This window comes from Pseudomonas sp. PDM19 (assembly GCF_014852215.1).
Classification (GTDB): Bacteria; Pseudomonadota; Gammaproteobacteria; order Pseudomonadales; family Pseudomonadaceae; genus Pseudomonas.
The window spans coordinates 589247-609796 of sequence record NZ_JACVBG010000001.1 but is presented as its reverse complement, the minus strand read 5'-3'; the positions used below and the strand labels follow the sequence as shown (position 1 = coordinate 609796).

Below are 20550 nucleotides of genomic sequence, written 5' to 3'. Positions count from 1 at the left end.
TTTCTTGTTGTGGTCGGGACGCTTTCCGGGCCCGTCCCGCAGCCCCTTTGGCCGTGCGCCAGGGCGCACGGGGGCCTGCCCCGGCGCGAGCGCCGGAACCGGGGGTTGCTTGGTTGAGTGAGTTGCCTGGGTGAATCAGCTATCCAGCATCTGGATCAGCGCCTCGGCCTCTGGCCAGTCGCCGAATCCCGAAGCGGGGTTGAGGTGGCCGACCCGGCCCAGCTCCACCACGCTGGCGCGCCAGTGGCGGGCCATGCGCTGGACTGCCTCGGGGCTCGCCAGCGGGTCGTTGTCGCTGCAGGCCACCAGTGTGGGGAACGGCAGCGGCTCCAGCGGTAGCGGCGACCAGCCCATCTCGGCCAGGACCGCAGGCTTGGGGTAGTGCGCCGGCCAGTCACCGTCGAGATCCGGCGGAGTAGCCAGCAACGCGCCCTTGATCGGCCGGCTGTAGCGTGCCGCCCAGTGAGCGACCATCAGTACACCGGCACTGTGGGCAACCAGGATCACCTCGCCGTCGATGCTTTCCAGCTCACGCTGGATGGCTTCGATGCGGGCATTCAGGTCCAGCTTGTTCTCGGTCAGCGGCGGTACGCTGCGCACATTGGGCAGGCGCTGCTCAAGCAGGGTCTGCCAGTGCTCGGCGACGTGGTCGCGCAAGCCGGGGACCATGAGGACGGTGGTGGAAGTCTTGTTGTTGCTCACCGGTTCACCTTTGGGTGATTTCGAACTTGTTGGACAGACAGTAGAGGTGCACCGGTGAAGGTGCTTTGCATTGAGCGTCAGGCACTTCGCATTTGATGACAGGCCCCGGCCAGCCTGCTGTCCCGCCGACTCCACGCGTGGCGGGCCTACCGGGACGTACGGTGCATTCCAGAGCGCCGCAGGCACTGGCCGAAGTGAGAACTTTCGTACACGATTGGTAACAGCTGTCGCTAGAATCTGACGTCATCGACCCAGCCAGCGTGCACTCTGGCCACAAGGCGTCCACGGACCCCTTCGGCACGGAGCAACCACAAGAACAAGAAGGCGATCGGCATGACCCCAATGGTTCGCATTGCGGCCCTCACCAACTACCTGGAAGTGGCCCGCCACCTGGGCCTCAACCCGCATCAGCAGCTGAGCGCGGTGGGCCTGTCCCAGTCCATGCTCGAGCACCCGGAGCAGCGCATCCCCGTTGCCACGGCGGTGACCCTGCTGGAGGAATCGGCGCGCATCAGCGGCTGCGAGACCTTCGGCCTGCGCATGGCCGAATCGCGGCAGCTCGCCGACTTCGGCGTGATCAGCCTGCTGCTGTCGCACCAGGCGACGCTGCGCGAGGCCATCGACACCATCATTCGCTACCGCCATCTGCTCAACGAATCCCTGGCCCTGTACATCGACCAGGAAGGCAAGCTGGCGATTCTGCGCGAAGAACTCCTCACCGTGCCGCCGATGCCCATGCGCCAGGGCCTGGAACTGGCCCTGGGCACCCTCTACCGCCTCTGCGCCGCCCTCCTCGGCCCGCACTGGCGGCCGGTCAGCGTGAACTTCAGCCACGACGCTCCGGCGGACATGCAGGTGCATCGCCGGGTGTTCGGCTGCAAGATCGAGTTCGGCAGCGAGTTCAACGGCATCGTCATCCCCGCCGCCGACCTCGACGCCGCCAACCCCATGGCCGACCCGGCCATGGCGCGGCATGCACGCAGCTTCGTCGACTCCCTGCCCGGCGCCACCGACGGCAGCACCCTGAACGAGGTGCGCAAGTCCATCTACCTGCTGCTGCCCATGGGCCGCGCGACCATCGAACAGATCGCCCAGTCGCTGGGGCTGAACGTGCGCACGCTGCAACGCCGGCTGGAAGACAACGGCGTGACCTTCTCCGACCTGATCAACGAGGTCAGGCGCGAGCTGGTGCTGCGCTACATGGAAAACCCGCGCTATTCGCTGGGGCGCATCGCCGACCTGCTGGGGTACTCGATGCCCAGCTCCTTCACCCGTTGGTTCGCGGTGCAGTTCGGCGTCTCGCCGGCGGCGTGGCGCAAGGAGCATCTGGGGCGGGAGACGGAGTGAGTTTCTCCTGAGAAGGATGGTGCCGTGCGGTTCGCGAGCAGGGACGGGCGCCCCCCTCAGTCCAACGCAAGTTTCCCTGTAGGAGCGGGCCATGGGGCGCGCCCCACAGGTTGATAGCGGCATTCCCGGCCAAGTCGAGAACCCGTCTGAAACGCCGGCCCTGCCGGCGGATCGCGGGCATGGCCCGCTCCTACAAAAGCGCGCCGCCGCGCACTCTGTTTTTTTGCCCCTGGAGACTTCCAGAGAGACATCCGCACGCGCCGAATGCCCCGTTCAGGAGGCCTCGTTGAAGCGGAGTTTCAGGGGTTGAGCGACATGGATGTCGCGAGAGCCGCGATGGGCCAGGGATGGCCCTTCGTGGGGGGACGCCTAGTTCGGGCCCCTGAAACTTCGTTTCAACGAGGGAATTTTTCGCCTAAGCGAAAAACCGGATGTCCGGGGCAAGCCTTTTGGTTACTTTTCGGGGGGCGGCCTTCCGTTGTTTGGAAAAGTGACTCGCCCGAGGGGGCGAAACCCCATACATCCGAACACACAACTGCGACGCTGAACACCAGAACTCAAAGCGTCTCGGTTGGGCGTTTCTGCGCCGCCTCGGCGTGCGCGCGAACTTCGTGTTTCGCCCCCTCGGGCGAGTCCCTTTTGTCAAACGTCGGATAGCCGCCCTCCCAAAAGGAACCAAAAAGTCTCGCCCCTACATCCGGCTTTTCGCTTCGCGAAACGTACCCTCGGTTCTTCGGAGTTCCAGGGGCCCGCGTTGACGGGCCATCCCTGGCCCGACAACGCTCTCGCGACATCCATGTCGCTCAACCCCTGAAACTCCGATCACCTTCGGCCTCCTGAAAGGGGCACTCCGGAGCGTGCGGACGTTTCTCTGGAAGACTTAAAAATACAGAGCCAGAGCCAGAGCCGGTGCCTGAACGTAGGGCGCATAACCCGGAACGGGTTATCCGCCGATACCACGTCGGCGGATAATGCTGGCGCGTTATGCGCCCTACGCACTGCCATTGGCGCACGGCTCTCGATGGGTATCGCTGCGCTCCACGCCTTCCTACGTTCGTGCGCCACCGCAATTCCGGTGGCAGCGGAAACGCCAATCGGCGCGTAGGAGCGGACTCCGTCCGCGATGGTCATCCGCAACGCACGAATCAACCGGCGAAGCGCAACATCCCCAACACCAGCACTGCGAGGAATGCGGTCTCCCCCAGCATCAGCAGGATCGGCTTGATCCCGACTGTCGCCAGCGCCCGCAGCTGGGTCTTCATGCCCAGCGCCGCGATGGCGATCACCAGGCACCACTGCGACAGCTTCCCACCCGCCTCCACCACCACTGTCGGCAGGTAGCCGGTGCTGTTCACCGCCGCCAGCAGCACGAAGCCCACGGCGAACCACGGCAGCAGCGGCGGACGCTGCTCGCCCGGTTCCACACCGCGGGCACGGGTGATCATCGCCGCGCAGAGGATCACCGGCAGCAGCATCGCCACGCGCATCAGCTTGACCACCGTGGCGCTGTCGCCGACTTCCTTGGAGATGCTGTAGCCGGCGCCGACCACCTGGGCCACGTCGTGGATGGTGCCGCCGAGGAAGATGCCCGCCTGCAACGGCGGCAGGCCCAGCGACTTGACGATCATCGGGTAGAGGATCATCGCCAGGGTCGACAGCGCCGATACGCCGAGCACGGTGAACAGCGTGGCCTTTTCCTTCTGCGTGTGCGCCGGCAATGCCGCCGCCAGGGCCAGCGCCGCAGAGGCGCCGCAGATGGCCGTGGCGCCGCCGGTGAGCAGGCCGAAGAGGAAGTTGAAGCCCATGGCGCGGGCCGCGGCGATGGAGACCAGGATGGTTACCGTCACCAGCACCACCACCATGATCACCGGCTGCCAGCCCAGCTCGGCGATCTGCCCGAAGGTGATGCGGATGCCCAGCAGCGCCACGCCCAGGCGGAGGATTTCGCGGGCAGTGAACTCGATGCCGGCCTTGCACACGCTGTCGGCCGAAAGGAAGTTCATCGCCAGGCCGAGCAGCAGCGCGAAGAGCATCACCGGCGCGCCGTAGTGCTCGGAGAGGAAGGTCGCGGCGGCCGCCACCATGGCGCTGACCAGCAGACCCGGCAGCAGGGTGCGGCTGCGGGTGCCGAGGGCGGAAAGGGTCAGCGTGGTCATGCCGGCACCTCCTGCCGGGCCAGCACCACGTAGCACTCGTTGGCGCGCCATTCGATCTCATAGCGCTGCAGGCCGAAGCCCTTGATGCCCGCCGGGCAGCCTGTAGCCAGGTCGAAGCGCAGGCCGTGGGCCGGGCACTGCAGCCAGCGGCCGTCCAGGCGGCCGCTGAATAGCGAGGCGCCGGCATGGGGGCAACGGTCGTCGATGGCATGCAGTTCGCCGTCGATATCGAACAGCAGGATGATGCCCTTCTCGTGATGCAGCAGGCTGCGGCCGCCGCGCGCCGGCAGGCGGTCGGCGGGAATACGGATCGAGCAGCTCATGCCGGGATCGCCTCGGGGTGCTGTCGATCAATCGCTCGATGGAGGGCCGCCAGCAACTGCTCGGGGCTTTGCCCGCCGAGGGCGAAGGCGCGGCCTTCGAGGAGGAACATCGGCACGCTGGAATCGGCCAGGGCCACGCGGCGGCCGATGAACTGGCGCGCGCCGTCGGCCAGGGCGTCGTCGAAGTCGGCCACGTTGAAATCACAGGCACGCAGCAGGCGGCAGAGGGTTTCGCGGTTGCCGATATCCTGGCCCAGCTGGAAGTGCGCGCGGAAGATCATCTCCAGCAACTGCTCCTTCTGGCTCTCGCTGCCCACATGCACGGCGCGCTGGAATACCCGGTGGGCATAGGTGGTATTGGGCATGGTGAGGATGCGTTCGAGGTCCAGGTCGACCCTGGCGCCCTCGGCCGCGCGACGCACTTCACCCATCCGCGCACGCACGGCGCGCTTGTCGCCCAGGCGGCGCTGGTAGAACTCGGCGAAGGGTTCGCCTTCCATGGAAATCTGCGGCAGCAGCTGCAGGCCGAGCCAGTTCACCCGCACGTCCAGTTCCGGACGCTGGCGGGCCAGCAGGCGCAGCGCGACGTCAAGGTTGCGCTTGCCGATCAGGCACCAGGGGCAGATGAAGTCAAAGGTCATGTCCAGATTGAGAGTCGGCATCAGGCGCCCTCCTCTTCGCCGCGCAGGCGGCGGATATCGCTGTGGTAGTGGCGCCGGGCGTAGAGGAAGACCAGCGCGGCGAGAATGCTCAGCAAGGGTATGAGCTGGAAGGCACGGTCCAGGCCGATGCGGTCGGCCAGCACACCGGTGAGCAGCGGGCCGGGCGCCAGGCCCAGCAGGTTGTTGGCCAGGGTCAGGGTGGCGAAGGCGGTGCCATGCACGGCCGGCGCGGTGAGGTTGGCGACCATGGCGCCGGACGGCCCGGAGGTACCGGCCGCGACCAGCATGCCGAGGGCGATCAGGCTCAGTTGCGCAGTGCCCGGCGGCAGGTGGAAGGCCACCAACAGCAGCAGGCAGCTGGCCAGGCAGAAGCCGATGGCGAGGATGATCTTGCGCGGCGGGTTGCTGCGGCCCAGGCGGTCGCAGAGGATGCCGCAGAGCACCATGCCGCTGCCGCCGACCAGTACGATCACCGCGGAGATCATCCCGGCCTTGCCGGTGTCCAGGTGGTAGTAGCGGTTCAGGTAGCTGGGAATCCACACCATCACGGCGGCGGCGACGAACAGCTGCAGGCCGCTGCCCAGGTAGGCGGCGATCACCGAGCGGCTGCCGAACAGGCTGCGCAGCGAGCGCCCGCCGGCCTGGCGCGGCGCTTCGGCAGCGGCCACCGGGGCAATGCGCTTCTCGCTCACCACCAGCGGGTAGAGCAGCGCCAGCAGCAGGCCGAACAGCGCCATGCCGGCGAACGCCCAGCGCCAGCCCAGGTGCGCGGCGAGCACGCCGCCCAGGCCCATGCCGAGCACCGAGCCGAACATGCCGCCGGCCATGAAGGCGCCGGTCAGGGTGGCGCGCAGGTGCGCCGGGAATACCGAGATGACCACGGCGATACCGACGCTGCCGTAGGCGGCCTCGCCGACGCCGACGAAGAAGCGCGCGGCGAACATCTGCGGGAAGGTCTCAGCCACGGCGCAGCCAAGCGTTGCGAGGCTCCACAGCATGGCCATCAGCGCCAGGCTGCGTACGCGCCCCCAGCGGTCGGCGAGCAGCGAGAGCGGGAAAGTCAGCAGGCCGACCATCACCGCGACGATGCCGCTGAGCAGGCCCAGCTGCGCATCGCTCAGGGCCCATTCGACCTTGAGCAGCGGGAAGACGGCATTGAGCACCTGACGCGACATGTAATCGGAGATCAGCAGGCCGAAGGTCAGAGCGAACACCACCCAGGCATAGCGGCGCGGCACGCTGGGCACGGTGGCAGGGATGTCGCCCAGGGCGACGGAGTGGATGGCCATGGTGCTAGCTCTCCAGGTGGGTCAATGGATTCTTGTTGTTCTGGGATAAAAGCCGTGGCGCGGTACTGGCAGACCGCGCCACGGAGCCTGTCACGCGCGAAGCGGAACGGACTTCTGGCCCGGCTGGCGGTTGGGCGCCATGCCGTTCATGCGCAGGGTTTCTTCCACGCTGTCGTACTGCACGCCGATCTTGTAGATGGCGCGTGCTTCCTTGCCGCTGGCGACCTCGCGGCCCAGTTCATGGGCGACGCGGACGCACTGCTGGATCTGTTCCACCGAGGTCATGCGCTGGCCGTGCTGGCCGATGATGGTGTCCTCGATGCCGCAACGCGGGTGCAGCCCCATGGCCATCGCCATCATGTTGAACGGCAGGACGTTCTTGAGCAGCGACTCGGCGGTGACGGTGGCGCCGTCCGGTGCGCGGTGCACGAAGTTCATGAAGTTGAACGGGTTGGGGCCGTCGAAGCCGCCGCCGATGCCAATCCAGGTCAGGTTCAGCGGGCCCTTGTAGACGCCCTTGCGCACCAGGCGCTCGAGGGTTTCCAGGGCATGCATGCCGGTCAGCTGGAAGTGCGGCTGGATGCCGGCGGCCTGCAGGCGCTTCAGGTGCTCCTCGACCCAGGCCGGGCCGGCCGGCACGGTCATCTCGCTGTAGGCCGCCTGGTAGAGCGGGTTCTCCAGGGAGGTACCTTTCAGATACTCCGGATAGAGCAGCTCCATGATGTTCATCTGGGTGGTGTTGATCGCCACCGTCACCTGGTCGGGCTTGGGAGTCAGCTCGGCGAGCATGTGGCGGGTGTCGTCGGACAGCCACTTGGCCGCTTCGCCGTCGCTTTCCGGGGCGAAGGAAATCGAGCCGCCGACCTGGATGATCATGTCCGGCACGGCTTCGCGCACGCCAGCGATCAGCTCGTTGAACTTGGACAGGCGCTTGGAGCCCTTGCCGTCCAGCTCGCGGACGTGCAGGTGGAGCACGGTGGCGCCAGCCTCGTAGCAGTCAACGGCCTTCTGGACCTGCTCGTCCATGGTCACCGGGATGTCTTCGGGGAAGTCCTCGGGCATCCATTCGGGGCCGTAGGGAGCGGTGGTGATGACCACCTTGTCCTGGTTCTCGGGGTGCAGCGAATCGTCGAAGAATTGCATGTCGGTCTCCGTAATTGTTCTTGTCAGAAGTCTTTCTTCAGGGATCAGAACGGCTTGTCGCCGATGATTCCGGCGCGTTCCATGCGGCGCACGCAGGGCGGGTAGTCCATCACCGCGTAGTGCTGGGTACAGCGGTTGTCCCAGATCGCCACATCGTTCTTCTTCCAGCGCCAGCGCACCTGGAATTCGGGGATGTACACCTGGCTCACCAGGTAGCGCAGCAGGTCGGCAGCGCCGGGGTTGGCGTCCTGGCCGAAGCGCACGTTCTGTGGCGTGTGGTAGTTGCTGAAGTGGGTGGTGAAGGCATTGACGAACAGCACCTTCTCGCCGGTTTCCGGGTGAGTACGCACCACCGGGTGCTCGGCGTCGGGGTACATGGCCTTGAGCGCCAGGCGCTTCTCGATGGGCATCGCCGCGCCGAAGCTGGCCTCGATGCTGTGGCGCGCGCGCAGCTTGGCGATGCGCTCCTTGATCTCGGCCGGGAGCATGTCGTAGGCCAGGGCCATGTTCGCCCACATGGTGTCGCCGCCCACCGGCGGGCACTCCACGCAGCGCAGGACGCAGCCCAGGGGCGGCACCTCGCGCCAGGTGGCGTCTGTGTGCCAGGCGTTCTCGTAGCGGTCGTTGGGCAGGTCCGGAGTCTTGTAGATGCGCACCAGGCCCGGGTGCTCCGGGTCACTGCCGGCCACGGGGTGGTCCTCCAGTTCGCCGAAGCGGCGGGCAAAAGCCACGTGCTCGGCACGGGTGATGTCCTGGTCACGCAGGAACAGCACCTTGTGCTTGAGCAGCAGCTCGCGCAGCTCGGCGAACAGGCCTTCATCGCGGGAGGCGTCGCCCAGGTTCACCCCGGATATTTCGGCGCCGATGCTGCAGGTCAGACGTTCTACGTGCATGGCGGCGCCCTCAGATGACGAAGATCGACGAGCCGGTGGTCTTGCGCGACTCGAGGTCGCGGTGGGCCTGCACGGCATCTTCCAGCGCGTAGTGCTGGTTGATCTCGATGCGGATGTCGCCGTTGCCCACGTGGGTGAACAGCTCGTCCAGCAGCGCCGCCTTTTCCGCCGGGTCGGCGATGTAGTCGGCCAGGGCCGGGCGAGTGAGGAAGAGCGAGCCCTTCATCGCCAGCAGCACCGGATCGAACGGCGGGATCGGGCCCGACGCGGTGCCGACGCAGACCATCAGGCCACGACGCTTGAGCGACTCCAGGGAGGTCATGAAGGTGTCCTTGCCGACGCTGTCGAAGACCACGTCCACACCACGGCCATCGGTCAGTTCGCGCACGCGCTCGGCGACGCCTTCCTGGCTGTAGTTGATGACGTGCTCGCAACCGTGGGCGAAGGCGATCTCGGCCTTGGCGTCGCTGGAGACGGTGCCGATCACCCGCAGGCCGAGCAGCTTGGCCCACTGCGAGACGATCAGACCGACACCGCCGGCGGCGGCGTGCAGCAGGATGCTCTGGCCCGGCTTGAAGTCGTGTATGCGACGCAGCAGGTAGGCCGAGGTCAGGCCGCGCATGGTCATGGCGGCGGCGGTCTCGAAGGCGATGTTCTCCGGCAGACGGATCAGCGGCGCCGCCGGTACCAGGCGCTCGGTGCTGTAGGCGCCGAGGGTGTTGATGAAGCCGGTGTAGGTGACTCGGTCACCGGGCACGACGTTGGTCACGCCCTCGCCCACCGCCACCACCACGCCGGCGGCTTCCACGCCCATGCCGCTGGGCATCGGAACGGCGTAGGTGCCATTGCGGAAATAGGTGTCCGCGTAGTTCAGGCCCACCGCCACATGGCGAATGCGCACTTGCCCCGGGCCGGGCTCGCCGACCTCCACGTCCTCGTAACGCAGGACTTCGGGTCCCCCTGTTTCATAGAAACGAACGGCTTTGGCCATGGCCGGAATCTCCAGTTGTCTTGTTGTCTTGGGCGCCCCGTTTGGAGCAGGCAAGCGCCCTTTGAGCGGACAATAGGCAGGGGCCGGGCGGGAAGCTTCACATCGTGCGACAGGGGCTTTTCATTTCATGACAGGCCGATGCGGCGCCACGCTGGGCGCCGCATGGAGAGCAGGTTTGTCGGTGCTGGTGCAGGTCCTGGCGGACGAGCGGGATTGCTTGAATGACGAGAACTACTTGAGTTCGCGCAACTTGCTGTAGGTCAGGCGCATGTCGCGGGCCCAGCCGTCGAGCACGCCCTTGAAGTCGCTGGCGGCCATGGCCTGGCTGTCGTTCTCCAGCGCATGCCCGGTGCCTTTGCGCACTACCTGGGCGACCACACGGCTGGAGGGGCCGTCGAGAATCGCCGCTTCGGTGGCAATCTGGGTGTCCTGGTCGCGGATGCCGGTAGCGGTGCTGACCCCGGCGGCGATCAGGGCGATCGGGATGACTTCATAGGGTTTGAGCGACTGGGTGTGGCTGCTCACCGCGGTGATCGCCGGACGTAGCACCAGGGTGCCCGGGCCGGGCTTGTCGACGACCTGCAGCACCTGGCCCAGCTCGCGGCGCAGCGCCTTGTCGTAGTAGTCGGTGATCTGCGTCATGGTCGCTTGCGAGAGCTGATCGGTGGCCTTGGGCGCCGGGTAGAACTGCGAGCGCTCGATGACGATGCTGCGGTAGTTCATCAGGTTCAGCTTGGGGTCGATCCAGGCCAGGACCTTGGTGCCCGCGGCGTTTTCCTGTTCGGTGAGACGGGAGTAGTCATACAGGAAGCCGGAGTATTCCTCCGGCTGGACCTGTTTTTCCGCGCAGCCTTGCAGAAACGGCAACAGCAGCAGGGACAACAACGCGACATAGGACTTCATAGGGTTCTCCAGTTGAGCTATCGATGTCGCCAGGTTGTACGGCAGGAGACTGCGCTTCCCCCTCCCCCGTATTGTTCGCGCGCAGACGGACGCCCACGCGCAGGCGCCCCCGTGGGGGCGCCGCAATGCCGCGAATCAGTGGAACGGGAAGATGTAGTTCATCCAGGCCGCCATGCGCAGGAGGATCTTGCGCATGATCGCCACATGGTGGAAATGCTCGCTGTAGAGCGCCGCCTGGCCGTAGGAGCCGCCGGGCATGATGCTCGCGTACTGGGCGAAATCCGGGTCGGTGATCTTGATCAACACCGGTACCCGCCCCGGCGGCGGGGAGCCGGTGTAGCTGATCAGGGTGCCGGAAGGCTGCACCTGGCCCTCGCCGATCACCGGCAGGACCTTGTCCACGGTGCCGGCGAAGACCCTGCCGGGTATGCCGTCGAAGGCGACTTCAGCCTCGTCGCCGACGGTCAGGCGCAGCTGGCTGTTCTGGCGCATCCAGGCGGTGAAATACGGGCCTTCATCCGGCACGAAGACCATCGAGGGGCGCAGCGGCAAGCGGCTGGCCATCATCCCGGGGCGTAGCGACACGTGGCTGACGAAGCCCCGCGAGGGCGCGCGCACCACGGTGTTGTCCAGGTTGAACTGGGCCAGGGCCGCCTGCGCATTGAGGTCATCGACGCGGGCGGTGGTCAGGTCCACGTCGCGTTTGTTGCCGACGTTGCGCAGCGCCAGCTCACGGGCGCGGGCCTGGTCGGCACGCGCCGAGACCAGTTGCGCCTTGAGCGAATCCAGCTTGAGCTGGAAGGGTTTGGGATCGATGCGGAACAGCACGGCTCCCTTCTCGATGATCTCGTTCCCTTTGACCGGCACCTCCACCACTTGCCCGGTGACCACCGGGATCACCGGCGTAGTGACGAAGTAGGTACGCGCCACCTCGGAATACGGGTGGTTGTAGTTCATCAGGAAGATCAGCGTACCGATCAGCACGATGCCGCCGAGCGCGGCGGTGGGCACCGTCCACTTGTTCAGCGGGATGCGGAAGATCTTGAAGATGGCGACGCAGAAGGCGGTGTAGGTGAGGATCAGCAACAGGTCCATGGCTCAGCCCTCCCCGCCCGGTTGAGTGGTCGCCGGTGCGGCAGGCGAGTTCTGGCGGCCTTCCAGCGCATCCAGGCGCTGACGCAGCTCGGCCAGCTGCTGTTCCAGGTATTGCGCCTCCTGCGCCGGCGTCTTGCCGTGATGGAAGCCCCAACCCCGGTCCTCGCGGTACAACATGGCCCAGATCCACAGGAACGGCCACAGCGCATGCAGCGTGAAAAGGCTTACCCAGCCGGCCGCGTGGATCGCGTCCTGGTGGGGATGGTTGCGGTGTACCGCAATCTCATAAGGAATGTCGTGCAGCACGATGATCCCGTAGAACAGTACCAATCCGACAAAGATCAGTACCCCCAGCGCAAAATAGTCGAGCATCCCGCCCTCCTTGTTCCCCCGAGCACAACGCCGGAGCGAGTCGCCTGAGTATGGTTGATCCATGGCAATCTGCACGATCGTAACCGCGCGAAAACAGCGGGATTTCAAGCGATTGCCAGGGAAACCGGCGGGCCGGTTGCGACGCCCCCACTCGTCCGACCGGCCGGCTCACCGGCGGGTTTTCGTTTTCACTGGAAGGACGGCTCACCAGGAGCAACCACCATGGGAAAAACCACCGTTCTACTCATGATCGGCGCGCTGGCCGTGCTGCTGGGCGGCTCGTCCTGCGGCAGCCACAACGACCACGACGCACCACGCCCGCCGCCCATGGAAGAGGGCCAGATGGGCTACCGGAACATCCCGCAGCAGCAGATGCAGCCGCAGGTGCAGTCCATTCCGCGGCGCTGAGCCGTATCGGCCCAGCACCGGTGGCTCCTACACAGGCTTCGGCCGCATCAGGATGAACCGCGCCACCACCAGCGCCAGCGCGCCGACCACAGCGAAGGCGACAATGGTCGCCACACCGCCATCGCGCTGCAGGAAGTCGGTCAACGCCGCAAGCCCCACGGCCAGGAACAGCAGCACCAGGCCGAACCATTGAATCCGCTGGGCGCGCAGGTACAAGGACGCCCGGTGCGCGCTCGTGGTGTTTTCGTCTTTGCCCATGGCGGCATCTCCATCGGGATGTCTCTCCACGCTAACAGGCGACGCCCCCAGCGACACGGCAGCTGACGAAGGGCAGGCTCTGCGACGCGGGGTAGCGGCCTGCGTCAGAGTCCTGGGGCGAATAACTGTCTATCCTTCTCCGGGCTGTCATGAATCAGGGATGGGCCGATGCCTAAGAAGCTGGTGCTGGTGGCGCTCGTTGCGCTGCTGCTGGGGGGCGGACTGTGGTGGTACCTGCAGTCCCGCGAAAGTGATGACAAACGCCTGGTGCTCTACGGCAACGTGGACATCCGTCAGGTGTCGCTGGCCTTCACCGGCAGCGAGCGCATCGCGAAGATGAATGTCGAGGAAGGCGACGTGGTGAAAGCCGGCGACGTGCTGGCCAGCCTGGACACCCGCGCCCTGCGCCTGCAGATCGACAAGGCCCGGGCACAGATTGCCGCCCAGGAGCAGAACCTGCTGCGCCTGAAGAACGGCTCGCGCCCCGAGGACATCGACCGGGCGAAAGCTCAGGACAAGGCCGCCCGCGCCCAGCTCGACCTTGCCAACACCCAGTTGCGCCGGCTGCAGAGCATCCGCGCCAACAGCCCCGGTGGCCGCGCCGTCAGCCAGCAGGATATCGACAGCGCCACCTCGCAGCAGAAGGTCGCCCAGGCCGAGCTGGAAGACCGGCAGAAATCCCTGCGCCTGGCGCAGATCGGCCCGCGCGCGGAAGACATCGCCCAGGCCGACGCCCAGCTCGCCGCCGCCCGTGCGGACGTGGCGCTGCTGCAGCACAACCTCGATGAAGCCGACCTCAAGGCGCCGCAGAACGCCACCGTGCGCTCGCGCCTGCTGGAGCCCGGCGACATGGCCTCGCCGCAGCGCCCGGTGTACTCCCTGGCGCTGACCGATCCGAAATGGATCCGCGCCTACGTCAGCGAAACCAACCTGGGCCGCATCAAGCCCGGCCTGAAGGCCCAGGTATTCACCGACAGCCACCCGGACCAGGCCATCGACGGCCACGTCGGCTTCATTTCCTCGGTGGCCGAGTTCACACCCAAGTCGGTGCAGACCGAGGAACTGCGCACCAGCCTCGTCTACGAGGTGCGCGTGCTGGTGGCCGACCCGGACAACCGCCTGCGCCTGGGCATGCCGGCCACGGTGCGCTTCGCCGACGAGCCGCGCTGATGTCTGACGCTCCAGTAATTCGCGCCGAGGGCCTAGCCAAGCACTTTCTGGTGAAAGAGTCGGGCAAGACCGTGCAGGCGCTCAAGGACATCAGTCTGGACATCCCGCGCGGCCAGCTCACCGCGCTGGTGGGCCCGGACGGCGCCGGCAAGACCACCTTCCTGCGTCTGGTCGCCGGGCTGCTGCAGGCCGACGCAGGCACGCTCACGGTGCTGGACGTGGACGTCCACGCCCACCCGCAGCAGGTGCAGGACCGTATCAGCTACATGCCGCAGCGCTTCGGCCTCTACGAGGACCTGAGCGTGCAGGAGAACCTCGACCTCTACGCCGACCTCCACGGCGTGCCGCACAAGGAGCGCCAGGAGCGCTACCAGCGCCTGCTGGAGATGACCGACCTGGCACGTTTCACCGATCGCCCGGCGGGCAAGCTCTCCGGCGGCATGAAACAGAAGCTGGGCCTGGCCTGCACCCTGGTGCGTTCGCCGGACCTGCTGCTGCTCGACGAGCCCACCGTCGGCGTCGATCCGCTGTCGCGCCGCGAGCTGTGGGAGATCATCCAGCAGCTGATCGAGCAGGAGCAGCTCAGCGTGCTGGTCTCCACCTCCTACATGGACGAAGCCGAGCGCTGCGCCGAAGTCTTCCTGCTGCACCAGGGCCAGCTGATGGCCAAGGGCGACCCGGCGTCGATCCGCGAACACGCCGACAACCTCTGTTTCATCGCCACCCCGCCCGCCGACGAGCCCGCGCGCACCCTGCAGGCGCGGCTGCTGGACGACCACCAGAACATCGTCGACGCGGTGCCGCAGTCCGGCGAGGTGCGTTTCATCCGTCAGCCGGACGCCGACCAGGGCAAGCTCGAGCAGATGCTCGACGGCGCACCGGTACGCCAGGTGGACGCGCGCCTGGAAGACGGCTTCATGTTCCTGCTGCGAGCCCGCAGCGATGCCGAAGCCGTCGACATGGAGTCGCTCAAGGCCGGCACGCACCGTCACGACGACAGCAACGAAGCGGTAATCGAAGTAAAGGACCTGGTGCGCAAGTTCGGCGACTTCACCGCCGTGGCCAGCACCAGCTTCAGCGTGCGCCGGGGGGAAATCTTCGGCCTGCTCGGGCCCAACGGCGCCGGCAAGACCACCACCTTCCGCATGCTCTGCGGACTGCTGCCGGCCACCAGCGGCACGCTGCAGGTCGCCGGGGTCAACCTGCGCCACGCGCGGGCCCAGGCGCGGCGCAAAGTCGGCTACGTGTCGCAGAAGTTCTCCCTCTACGGCAACCTCTCGGTCGCCGAGAACCTGCGCTTCTTCGGCGGCGCCTATGGCCTGGGCGGCAAGCGCCTGAGCCAGCGAATGGACGCGGTGTCCCGGCAGTTCGACCTCAGCGGCCAGGAGGACTCGCCCAGCGGCCAGCTGCCCGGCGGCTTCAAGCAGCGCCTGGCGATGGCGGTCGGGCTGCTCCACGAGCCGGAAATCCTCTTTCTCGACGAACCCACCAGCGGCGCCGATCCCCTCGCCCGCCGGGGCTTCTGGCAGCGCATCACGGCGCTGGCGGCCTCCGGCACCACCATCATCATCACCACCCACTTCATGGAAGAGGCCGAGTACTGCGACCGCATCGTCATCCAGGATGCCGGCAAGCTGCTGGCCATGGGCACCCCGCAGGAAGTCCGCGAACAGGCCGGCGGCAAGGGCAGCACGCTGAACATGGAGCAGGCTTTTGTCCAGATCGTTGAAAGCAATCGCCTTGAGAGCAATCGCGTCGAAAGCAACAGCCATCCGGCCAAGGCGGGCGCGGCATGAGCGCTGGCGGCTTCTGGCGGCGCCTCGCCTCGCTGACGCGCAAGGAAGTGCGGCAGCTGGTGCGCGACCGCAGCAACCTGCTGATCGGCATCGGCCTGCCCATCGCGCTGATCCTGATCTTCGGCTACGGCCTGTCGCTGGATGTGAAGCGCGCCATCGTCGCCATCGTCCTCGACGACCCGTCCCCCGTGGCCCGCGACGTGGCTGCCGGGATCAGCCGCACCGAGTACCTGGAGCCTCACCTGGTGCGCTCCTTCGCCGAAGGCGAGGCGCTGATGAAGGCGCGCGAGGTGGACGCGCTGGTGCAGTTCCCTGCCGATTTCACCCGCCGCCTGAACGACGGCAACGCGCAGGTCCAGGTACTCGTGCAGGGCTCGGATGCCACCCGCGCCGCCAGCGTCTCCACCTACGTCAGCAGCGCCCTGGCCGGCTATGGCGAGAAGCAGGCCGACCGCAGCGCCGGCAGCACGGCCCAATCCACGGATCAGCGCGGCGCGGTCACCATCGTCCAGCGCATGTGGTTCAACGCCGCCAACACCAGCACCTGGTACCTGGTGCCGGGGCTGATCGTGCTGATCATGACCCTGGTCGGCGCCTTTCTCACCGCGCTGGTGATGGCTCGCGAATGGGAGCGCGGCACGCTGGAGGCGCTGTTCGTCACGCCGGTGCGGCCGGTGGAAATCCTCCTGGCGAAGATCATCCCCTGCTTCGGCATCGGCATGATCGGCCTCGCCTTGTGCCTGCTCGCCGCGCGCTTCCTGTTCGACGTGCCGATCTACGGCTCCTTCGTCGTGCTGGTGATCGCCTCGATGCTCTACATGCTGGTGGCGCTGGGCATCGGCCTGCTGATCTCGGCGGTGACCAAGAACCAGTTTCTCGCCAGCCAGATCGCCCTGCTCGCCAGCTTCCTGCCGGCGATGATGCTCTCGGGCTTCATCTTCGACCTGCGCAACGTGCCCACCGCGATCCGGGTGATCGGCAACCTGCTGCCGGCAACCTACTTCATGGAGCTGGTGAAATCCCTGTTCCTGGCCGGCGACTTCTGGCCGATGATCCTCAAGAACTGCGCCATCCTCGCCGCCTACGCCGTCGCCCTGCTGGGCCTGGCGCGGATGGTGACGCGCAAGCGGCTGGACTGAATCCCATGGAATTTCTCTGGCGCATCCTCAACCTGTGGCGCAAGGAACTGCTGGTGATCCTCAAGGACCCGGCCAACCGCATCGTGCTGGTGGCGCCGGTGCTGATGCAGAGCGTGCTGTTCGGCTACGCGGTGACCTTCGACCTCAACGATGCGCCCTACGCCATCCTCGACCTGAGCCACAGCGAATCCTCCACCCGCCTCGCCTCGCGCCTGGACGGCAGCGGTATCTTCCACCGGGTGGCGACGCTGACCCGCGTGGAGGAAATCCAGACGGTGATCGACGAGCAGAAGGCCCTGCTGGTGATCCATATCCCGTCGGATTTCCAGACCCGCCTGGCGCAGGGCGACCCGGCGCCGATCCAGGTCATCCTCGACGGGCGCAACTCCAACACCGCCGGCTCCGCCGCTGCCGGGCTGGCCGTGGTGGTCGGGCAGTTCAACCAGGAACAGGGCCTGGCCTCGGCGCCCATCAGCGTGGTCAGCCGCTCCTGGTACAACCCCAACCTGGAGACCCGCTGGCCGCTGATCCCGGCGCTGATCGCCACTCTGAGCATGATGCAGACGCTGATGCTCACCGCGCTCTCGGTGGCCCGCGAACGCGAACAGGGCACCTTCGACCAGTTGCTGGTGACGCCCTACACGCCGCTGGAGATCATGCTCGGCAAGGCCATTCCGCCCCTGCTGATCGGTATGCTGCAGGCCACACTGGTGCTGCTGATGGCGCTGTTCTGGTTCCGAATACCCATGGCCGGTTCGCTGTTCAACCTCTATGCCGGGCTGGCGGTATTCACCATCGCCTGTGTCGGGCTGGGCATGTCGATCAGCGCGGTGTCGCTGAACATGCAGCAGGCAATGCTCTACACCTTCGTGCTGATCATGCCGCTGACGCTGCTCTCCGGCCTCGCCACGCCGGTGCGCAACATGCCCGAATTCCTGCAGGTGGTGACCTACGCCAACCCGCTGCGCTTCGGCATCGACCTGATCCAGCGCGTCTACCTCGAAGGCGCGACCCTGGCCGATGTCTGGCACAACCTGATTCCCATGCTGGTGGTGGCCGCCGTCACCCTGCCGCTCGCCTCGTGGCTGTTCCGCCACCGGCTTGCGTAGTCGATCACTGGAGATGGCCCCGCGATGCAATACCCTCACCCGGAACCCCACTTCAGAAGCCGCCACCCATGAGCGAAACCAGCCAGTTCATCGTCTTCGCCGTCACCCAGCTCGCCCTGCCGTTCGGGCTGGGCTACCTGTACTGCCGCCGCAAGGGCATCCCGACCGACACCTGGCGAGCCGGAGGCATCTACCTGATCGCCCTGTCGCTGGCGATGCTGTTCTTCATCGGCCTGCTCGGTCTGCCGACCCATGTGAAAAACGTCGGCATGGTCAGCAACCGCTCCATGGGCCTGACGCTGGGCCTCGTCGGTATTGCCGCAGGCCTGCTGCTGGGCTACGTCGCACGGCGTTTCGAGGGCTCGTCCGATGACTAGCGCCCAGCGAATCTGAAAAGGTGCAATTCTGAAAAGGTGCCATCGATGAACCGCACGTCTCGCCTCGTCTCCCTCGCCCTGCTCGGCACCGGCCTCGCCGGCTGCGCCGTCGGCCCCGACTACGAAGCGCCGCGAACCCAGGCGCCGGCCAGCTGGCAGGCCGCGCACTCGGGCGATGCGCAGTTGCACCCCACCCAGGGCGATGTCCACCTCAGCGAAGACTGGTGGACGCTGTTCAACGACCCGGTGCTGAACAACCTGCAACGCCGCGCCGACAAGGCCAGCCCCGACCTCAACAGCGCCGTGCTGCGCTTCGCCCAGAGCCGCATGCAGCGGCAAATGGTGGCGGCCCAGCGTGGCGTGGATGTCAACGCTTCCGGCGGCGTGACCCGCCAGCGCATGAGCGAGAACGGCGCCAACGCGCTGATGATCCAGCGCATCGCCCCCGGCGCCAGCAGCGACGAGATCAGCAAGGTGCTGGCGCAGCCCTTCACCCTTTACCAGGCCGGTTTCGACGCCTCCTGGGAGCCCGACCTGTGGGGCCGCGTGAGCCGCTCCATCGAAGCCGCCGATGCCAGCGTGGCGGCGCAGCAGGCGATGTTCGAGGAAACCCGCCTGGGCGTCTCGGCCGAACTGGCCCGCGCCTACTTCGAGCTGCGCGGCGTACAGCAGCAGATCGTCGTGGCCAACCAGGACATAGTCGCCACCGAGCAGTCCCTGCAACTGATCCAGGTGCGCGCCGACGGCGGCCTGGTGGACGACTTCGACGTCGAACGCCAGCGCGGCCAGCTCGCCGACCTGCGCTCCAGCCTGCCGCAGCTGCACGCCAGCGAGAGCGCGGCGATCAACCAGATCGGCGTGCTGATCGGCGCCGAGCCCGGCAGCCTGCGCGATGACCTGAAGCCCGTCGCGCAGACCACTGCGCAAACGCCCGACCTGAGCCTCGGCCTGCCGTCGGAAGTGGCCCGCCGTCGCCCGGATATCCGCGCCGCCGAGGCCCAGCTGCACGCCGCCACCGCCAACATCGGCGTGGCCGTGGCAGACCTCTACCCGTCCATTCGCCTGGGCGCGAGCTTCGGCTACGAGTCCGCCGACGATGGCAAGTTCAGCGACTGGGGCAGCCGCACCTGGAGCGTTGGCCCGAGCCTGTCGCTGCCGATCTTCGACAACGGCCGGCGGCGCTCGCAGATCAACCTGCGCAAGCTGGAGCAGCAGGAAGCGGCGGTGTCCTACCAGCAGACCGTGCTCAAGGCCTGGCAGGAAGTGGACGATGCGCTGACCCACTACGGCGCTGAGCGCCAGCGCAACCAGCGCCTGCAGGAGAAGCTGCACAGCAGCGACGTCGCCTATGGCATGGCCAAGGCGCGCTATGCCGGCGGCATGACCGACTTCCTGGTGGAGCTGGACGCCCAGCGCGCGTTCCTGCAGTCGCGCCGCGACGTGGTGGACAGCGATACCCAGCTGCGCCTGACGCTGATCGCCCTGTGCAAGGCGCTCGGCGGCGGCACGCCGGCGCCGGAGGCCAGCGCCAGCCGCTGAGGTCAGTTCTGCTGTGCGGTGACCTTGCCGTCGCGCAGGTCCTTGGCGACCCGGCGCTGCATCTCGTAGGCCGGTGCCTCCACGGCATAGAAGTCCTCGGAGTAGCGCGTGGCAAAGCCCTGTACGCCCCACTCCTGGTACTGCTTCACGTGCCACAGTTCATGGGCCCAGAGGGCAACGTCATTCTGCGCGTCGTCCTCGCTGCGGAAGACGATCACGTCCACCAGGGTGACCGCCTCGGTGTCGGGATTCTGCATGATCGCCTGGGCAGCGTTCAGCTCGTCCAGCGCACCGGTGGAATAGCGCGCGGCCATCAGCACGTCGTCAGAGAAGTACGGCTGCAACTGGGCGCGGATCTCCAGCGGGATCGGCTCGGTGCCGCCCTGCGCCGCCTGTTCGCGGGACTGCTGCAACCACACACCCAGCGCCTGGGCGGCCATCTTGCGGGTATCCGACAGCACCGGGCCGAGCACGGCGCCCAGGTCCGGCAGGCAGGTGCAGGTATCCAGGCAGACCTGGCGCTGCCCCGGCGGGCAGGTCGCGGCAAGGGCATCGACGGACGCGGCCAACCCGGCGAGCAGCGCCAGGGCGTGCAGGAAGCGGGTTGCGAGGGGGGATGGCATGAAAAGACTCCGCTACAGCGTGGAGAAAGGCATGGTGCTCAGACCATGGCGCGGCGCGATCATGCCATGCCGCCAGCAAAAAAAGAGCGCTGGCGCGACGTATGAAACTTCTGATAGCTTCTGAGCCATGAATGCCGCCAATCGCACCTTCCAGCAGATTATTACCACCATCGTTCCGATGGTGGGTTAGCGCATTCCGCGAACAACCAAACCCGCCTCCCGGCGGGTTTTTTAATGCCCGCCGTCCGAGGCTCC

At 66.7% G+C, this 20550-nt stretch carries 21 protein-coding genes; 8 read left to right on the top strand and 13 right to left on the bottom strand.

Translation table 11 applies throughout. The features are described from left to right. Positions 1–135: 135 nt before the first annotated feature. Positions 136–669, bottom strand: a complete 534-nt coding sequence (locus IB273_RS02710; protein ID WP_225606139.1) for an alpha/beta hydrolase — start codon at positions 667–669, stop codon at positions 136–138. A 375-nt stretch (positions 670–1044) separates the two neighbouring features. On the opposite strand from IB273_RS02710, the gene IB273_RS02705 reads away from it, so the two are divergent. Continuing rightward, positions 1045–2049, top strand: a complete 1005-nt coding sequence (locus IB273_RS02705) for an AraC family transcriptional regulator (RefSeq protein WP_081516849.1) — start codon at positions 1045–1047, stop codon at positions 2047–2049. A gap of 1145 nt (positions 2050–3194) precedes the next feature. Here IB273_RS02705 and IB273_RS02700 read toward each other — a convergent pair. From IB273_RS02700 to IB273_RS02655, 10 genes are all read right to left on the bottom strand, one after another. Continuing rightward, a complete protein-coding gene (locus IB273_RS02700; RefSeq protein WP_081516848.1) occupies positions 3195–4205 on the bottom strand; it encodes a YeiH family protein in 1011 nt (336 codons plus the stop codon). After that, complete coding sequence (locus IB273_RS02695; RefSeq protein ID WP_081516847.1) at positions 4202–4528, bottom strand: Rieske (2Fe-2S) protein; 327 nt, start codon at positions 4526–4528, stop codon at positions 4202–4204. The genes IB273_RS02700 and IB273_RS02695 overlap by 4 nt, the downstream gene beginning before the upstream one ends. Next, entirely contained in the window at positions 4525–5190 is a 666-nt protein-coding gene (locus IB273_RS02690; protein WP_192223153.1) for a DsbA family protein, read from the bottom strand. The genes IB273_RS02695 and IB273_RS02690 overlap by 4 nt, the downstream gene beginning before the upstream one ends. Further along, the gene (locus tag IB273_RS02685; RefSeq protein ID WP_081516845.1) at positions 5190–6479 is read right to left on the bottom strand and encodes an MFS transporter; all 1290 of its coding nucleotides are present in this window, start codon (positions 6477–6479) and stop codon (positions 5190–5192) included. Before IB273_RS02685 ends, IB273_RS02690 begins: the two co-directional genes overlap by 1 nt. 90 nt (positions 6480–6569) lie before the next feature. Further along, positions 6570–7622 (bottom strand): 3-keto-5-aminohexanoate cleavage protein, encoded by a 1053-nt coding sequence (locus IB273_RS02680; protein ID WP_081516844.1) that lies wholly within the window; start codon positions 7620–7622, stop codon positions 6570–6572. 44 nt (positions 7623–7666) lie between these two features. Then, the gene (locus IB273_RS02675) at positions 7667–8515 is read right to left on the bottom strand and encodes a TauD/TfdA dioxygenase family protein (protein ID WP_081516843.1); all 849 of its coding nucleotides are present in this window, start codon (positions 8513–8515) and stop codon (positions 7667–7669) included. A 10-nt stretch (positions 8516–8525) separates the two neighbouring features. Next, positions 8526–9506, bottom strand: a complete 981-nt coding sequence (locus IB273_RS02670) for a quinone oxidoreductase family protein (RefSeq protein WP_192223152.1) — start codon at positions 9504–9506, stop codon at positions 8526–8528. A 231-nt stretch (positions 9507–9737) separates the two neighbouring features. Further along, entirely contained in the window at positions 9738–10409 is a 672-nt protein-coding gene (locus tag IB273_RS02665) for a DUF3313 domain-containing protein (protein WP_151186763.1), read from the bottom strand. A 135-nt stretch (positions 10410–10544) separates the two neighbouring features. Continuing rightward, the gene (locus tag IB273_RS02660; protein WP_192223151.1) at positions 10545–11504 is read right to left on the bottom strand and encodes an HlyD family secretion protein; all 960 of its coding nucleotides are present in this window, start codon (positions 11502–11504) and stop codon (positions 10545–10547) included. A 3-nt stretch (positions 11505–11507) separates the two neighbouring features. After that, entirely contained in the window at positions 11508–11876 is a 369-nt protein-coding gene (locus tag IB273_RS02655; RefSeq protein ID WP_081516839.1) for a DUF3302 domain-containing protein, read from the bottom strand. Between the two features lie 222 nt (positions 11877–12098). On the opposite strand from IB273_RS02655, the gene IB273_RS02650 reads away from it, so the two are divergent. Beyond that, positions 12099–12284, top strand: a complete 186-nt coding sequence (locus IB273_RS02650) for a hypothetical protein (protein ID WP_192223150.1) — start codon at positions 12099–12101, stop codon at positions 12282–12284. 27 nt (positions 12285–12311) lie between these two features. On the opposite strand, the gene IB273_RS02645 is transcribed toward IB273_RS02650, so the two are convergent. Next, positions 12312–12542 (bottom strand): hypothetical protein, encoded by a 231-nt coding sequence (locus IB273_RS02645; RefSeq protein WP_081516838.1) that lies wholly within the window; start codon positions 12540–12542, stop codon positions 12312–12314. A 168-nt stretch (positions 12543–12710) separates the two neighbouring features. Between IB273_RS02645 and IB273_RS02640 the strand changes: the two genes are divergently transcribed. The 6 genes from IB273_RS02640 to IB273_RS02615 all read left to right on the top strand — a co-directional run bounded on the left by IB273_RS02640 (position 12711) and on the right by IB273_RS02615 (position 19672). Continuing rightward, a complete protein-coding gene (locus IB273_RS02640; protein ID WP_081516837.1) occupies positions 12711–13712 on the top strand; it encodes an HlyD family efflux transporter periplasmic adaptor subunit in 1002 nt (333 codons plus the stop codon). Next, positions 13712–15508, top strand: a complete 1797-nt coding sequence (locus IB273_RS02635) for an ATP-binding cassette domain-containing protein (protein ID WP_192223149.1) — start codon at positions 13712–13714, stop codon at positions 15506–15508. Before IB273_RS02640 ends, IB273_RS02635 begins: the two co-directional genes overlap by 1 nt. Beyond that, a complete protein-coding gene (locus IB273_RS02630; RefSeq protein ID WP_081516835.1) occupies positions 15505–16647 on the top strand; it encodes an ABC transporter permease in 1143 nt (380 codons plus the stop codon). Before IB273_RS02635 ends, IB273_RS02630 begins: the two co-directional genes overlap by 4 nt. Before the next feature lie 5 nt (positions 16648–16652). Beyond that, positions 16653–17756 carry an ABC transporter permease gene (locus IB273_RS02625; RefSeq protein ID WP_081516834.1) on the top strand — a complete coding sequence of 368 codons (1104 nt, stop codon included), beginning with the start codon at positions 16653–16655 and terminating at the stop codon, positions 17754–17756. Between the two features lie 68 nt (positions 17757–17824). Beyond that, positions 17825–18133 (top strand): hypothetical protein, encoded by a 309-nt coding sequence (locus tag IB273_RS02620; protein WP_192223148.1) that lies wholly within the window; start codon positions 17825–17827, stop codon positions 18131–18133. Between the two features lie 45 nt (positions 18134–18178). Further along, positions 18179–19672, top strand: coding sequence for an efflux transporter outer membrane subunit (locus IB273_RS02615; RefSeq protein WP_192223147.1), 1494 nt, complete (start codon positions 18179–18181; stop codon positions 19670–19672). Between the two features lie 2 nt (positions 19673–19674). Here IB273_RS02615 and IB273_RS02610 read toward each other — a convergent pair whose 3' ends face one another. Continuing rightward, the gene (locus tag IB273_RS02610) at positions 19675–20295 is read right to left on the bottom strand and encodes a DUF4157 domain-containing protein (RefSeq protein WP_192223146.1); all 621 of its coding nucleotides are present in this window, start codon (positions 20293–20295) and stop codon (positions 19675–19677) included. Between the last annotated feature and the right edge of the window lie 255 nt (positions 20296–20550).

Bases quoted from the DNA above. Each gene is read 5' to 3' on its own strand.
- IB273_RS02710 (WP_225606139.1), bottom strand. From the start codon at position 669: ATGGTCCCCGGCTTGCGCGACCACGTCGCCGAGCACTGGCAGACCCTG.
- IB273_RS02705 (WP_081516849.1), top strand. From the start codon at position 1,045: ATGGTTCGCATTGCGGCCCTCACCAACTACCTGGAAGTGGCCCGCCAC.
- IB273_RS02700 (WP_081516848.1), bottom strand. From the start codon at position 4,205: ATGACCACGCTGACCCTTTCCGCCCTCGGCACCCGCAGCCGCACCCTG.
- IB273_RS02695 (WP_081516847.1), bottom strand. From the start codon at position 4,528: ATGAGCTGCTCGATCCGTATTCCCGCCGACCGCCTGCCGGCGCGCGGC.
- IB273_RS02690 (WP_192223153.1), bottom strand. From the start codon at position 5,190: ATGCCGACTCTCAATCTGGACATGACCTTTGACTTCATCTGCCCCTGG.
- IB273_RS02685 (WP_081516845.1), bottom strand. From the start codon at position 6,479: ATGGCCATCCACTCCGTCGCCCTGGGCGACATCCCTGCCACCGTGCCC.
- IB273_RS02680 (WP_081516844.1), bottom strand. From the start codon at position 7,622: ATGCAATTCTTCGACGATTCGCTGCACCCCGAGAACCAGGACAAGGTG.
- IB273_RS02675 (WP_081516843.1), bottom strand. From the start codon at position 8,515: ATGCACGTAGAACGTCTGACCTGCAGCATCGGCGCCGAAATATCCGGG.
- IB273_RS02670 (WP_192223152.1), bottom strand. From the start codon at position 9,506: ATGGCCAAAGCCGTTCGTTTCTATGAAACAGGGGGACCCGAAGTCCTG.
- IB273_RS02665 (WP_151186763.1), bottom strand. From the start codon at position 10,409: ATGAAGTCCTATGTCGCGTTGTTGTCCCTGCTGCTGTTGCCGTTTCTG.
- IB273_RS02660 (WP_192223151.1), bottom strand. From the start codon at position 11,504: ATGGACCTGTTGCTGATCCTCACCTACACCGCCTTCTGCGTCGCCATC.
- IB273_RS02655 (WP_081516839.1), bottom strand. From the start codon at position 11,876: ATGCTCGACTATTTTGCGCTGGGGGTACTGATCTTTGTCGGATTGGTA.
- IB273_RS02650 (WP_192223150.1), top strand. From the start codon at position 12,099: ATGGGAAAAACCACCGTTCTACTCATGATCGGCGCGCTGGCCGTGCTG.
- IB273_RS02645 (WP_081516838.1), bottom strand. From the start codon at position 12,542: ATGGGCAAAGACGAAAACACCACGAGCGCGCACCGGGCGTCCTTGTAC.
- IB273_RS02640 (WP_081516837.1), top strand. From the start codon at position 12,711: ATGCCTAAGAAGCTGGTGCTGGTGGCGCTCGTTGCGCTGCTGCTGGGG.
- IB273_RS02635 (WP_192223149.1), top strand. From the start codon at position 13,712: ATGTCTGACGCTCCAGTAATTCGCGCCGAGGGCCTAGCCAAGCACTTT.
- IB273_RS02630 (WP_081516835.1), top strand. From the start codon at position 15,505: ATGAGCGCTGGCGGCTTCTGGCGGCGCCTCGCCTCGCTGACGCGCAAG.
- IB273_RS02625 (WP_081516834.1), top strand. From the start codon at position 16,653: ATGGAATTTCTCTGGCGCATCCTCAACCTGTGGCGCAAGGAACTGCTG.
- IB273_RS02620 (WP_192223148.1), top strand. From the start codon at position 17,825: ATGAGCGAAACCAGCCAGTTCATCGTCTTCGCCGTCACCCAGCTCGCC.
- IB273_RS02615 (WP_192223147.1), top strand. From the start codon at position 18,179: ATGAACCGCACGTCTCGCCTCGTCTCCCTCGCCCTGCTCGGCACCGGC.
- IB273_RS02610 (WP_192223146.1), bottom strand. From the start codon at position 20,295: ATGCCATCCCCCCTCGCAACCCGCTTCCTGCACGCCCTGGCGCTGCTC.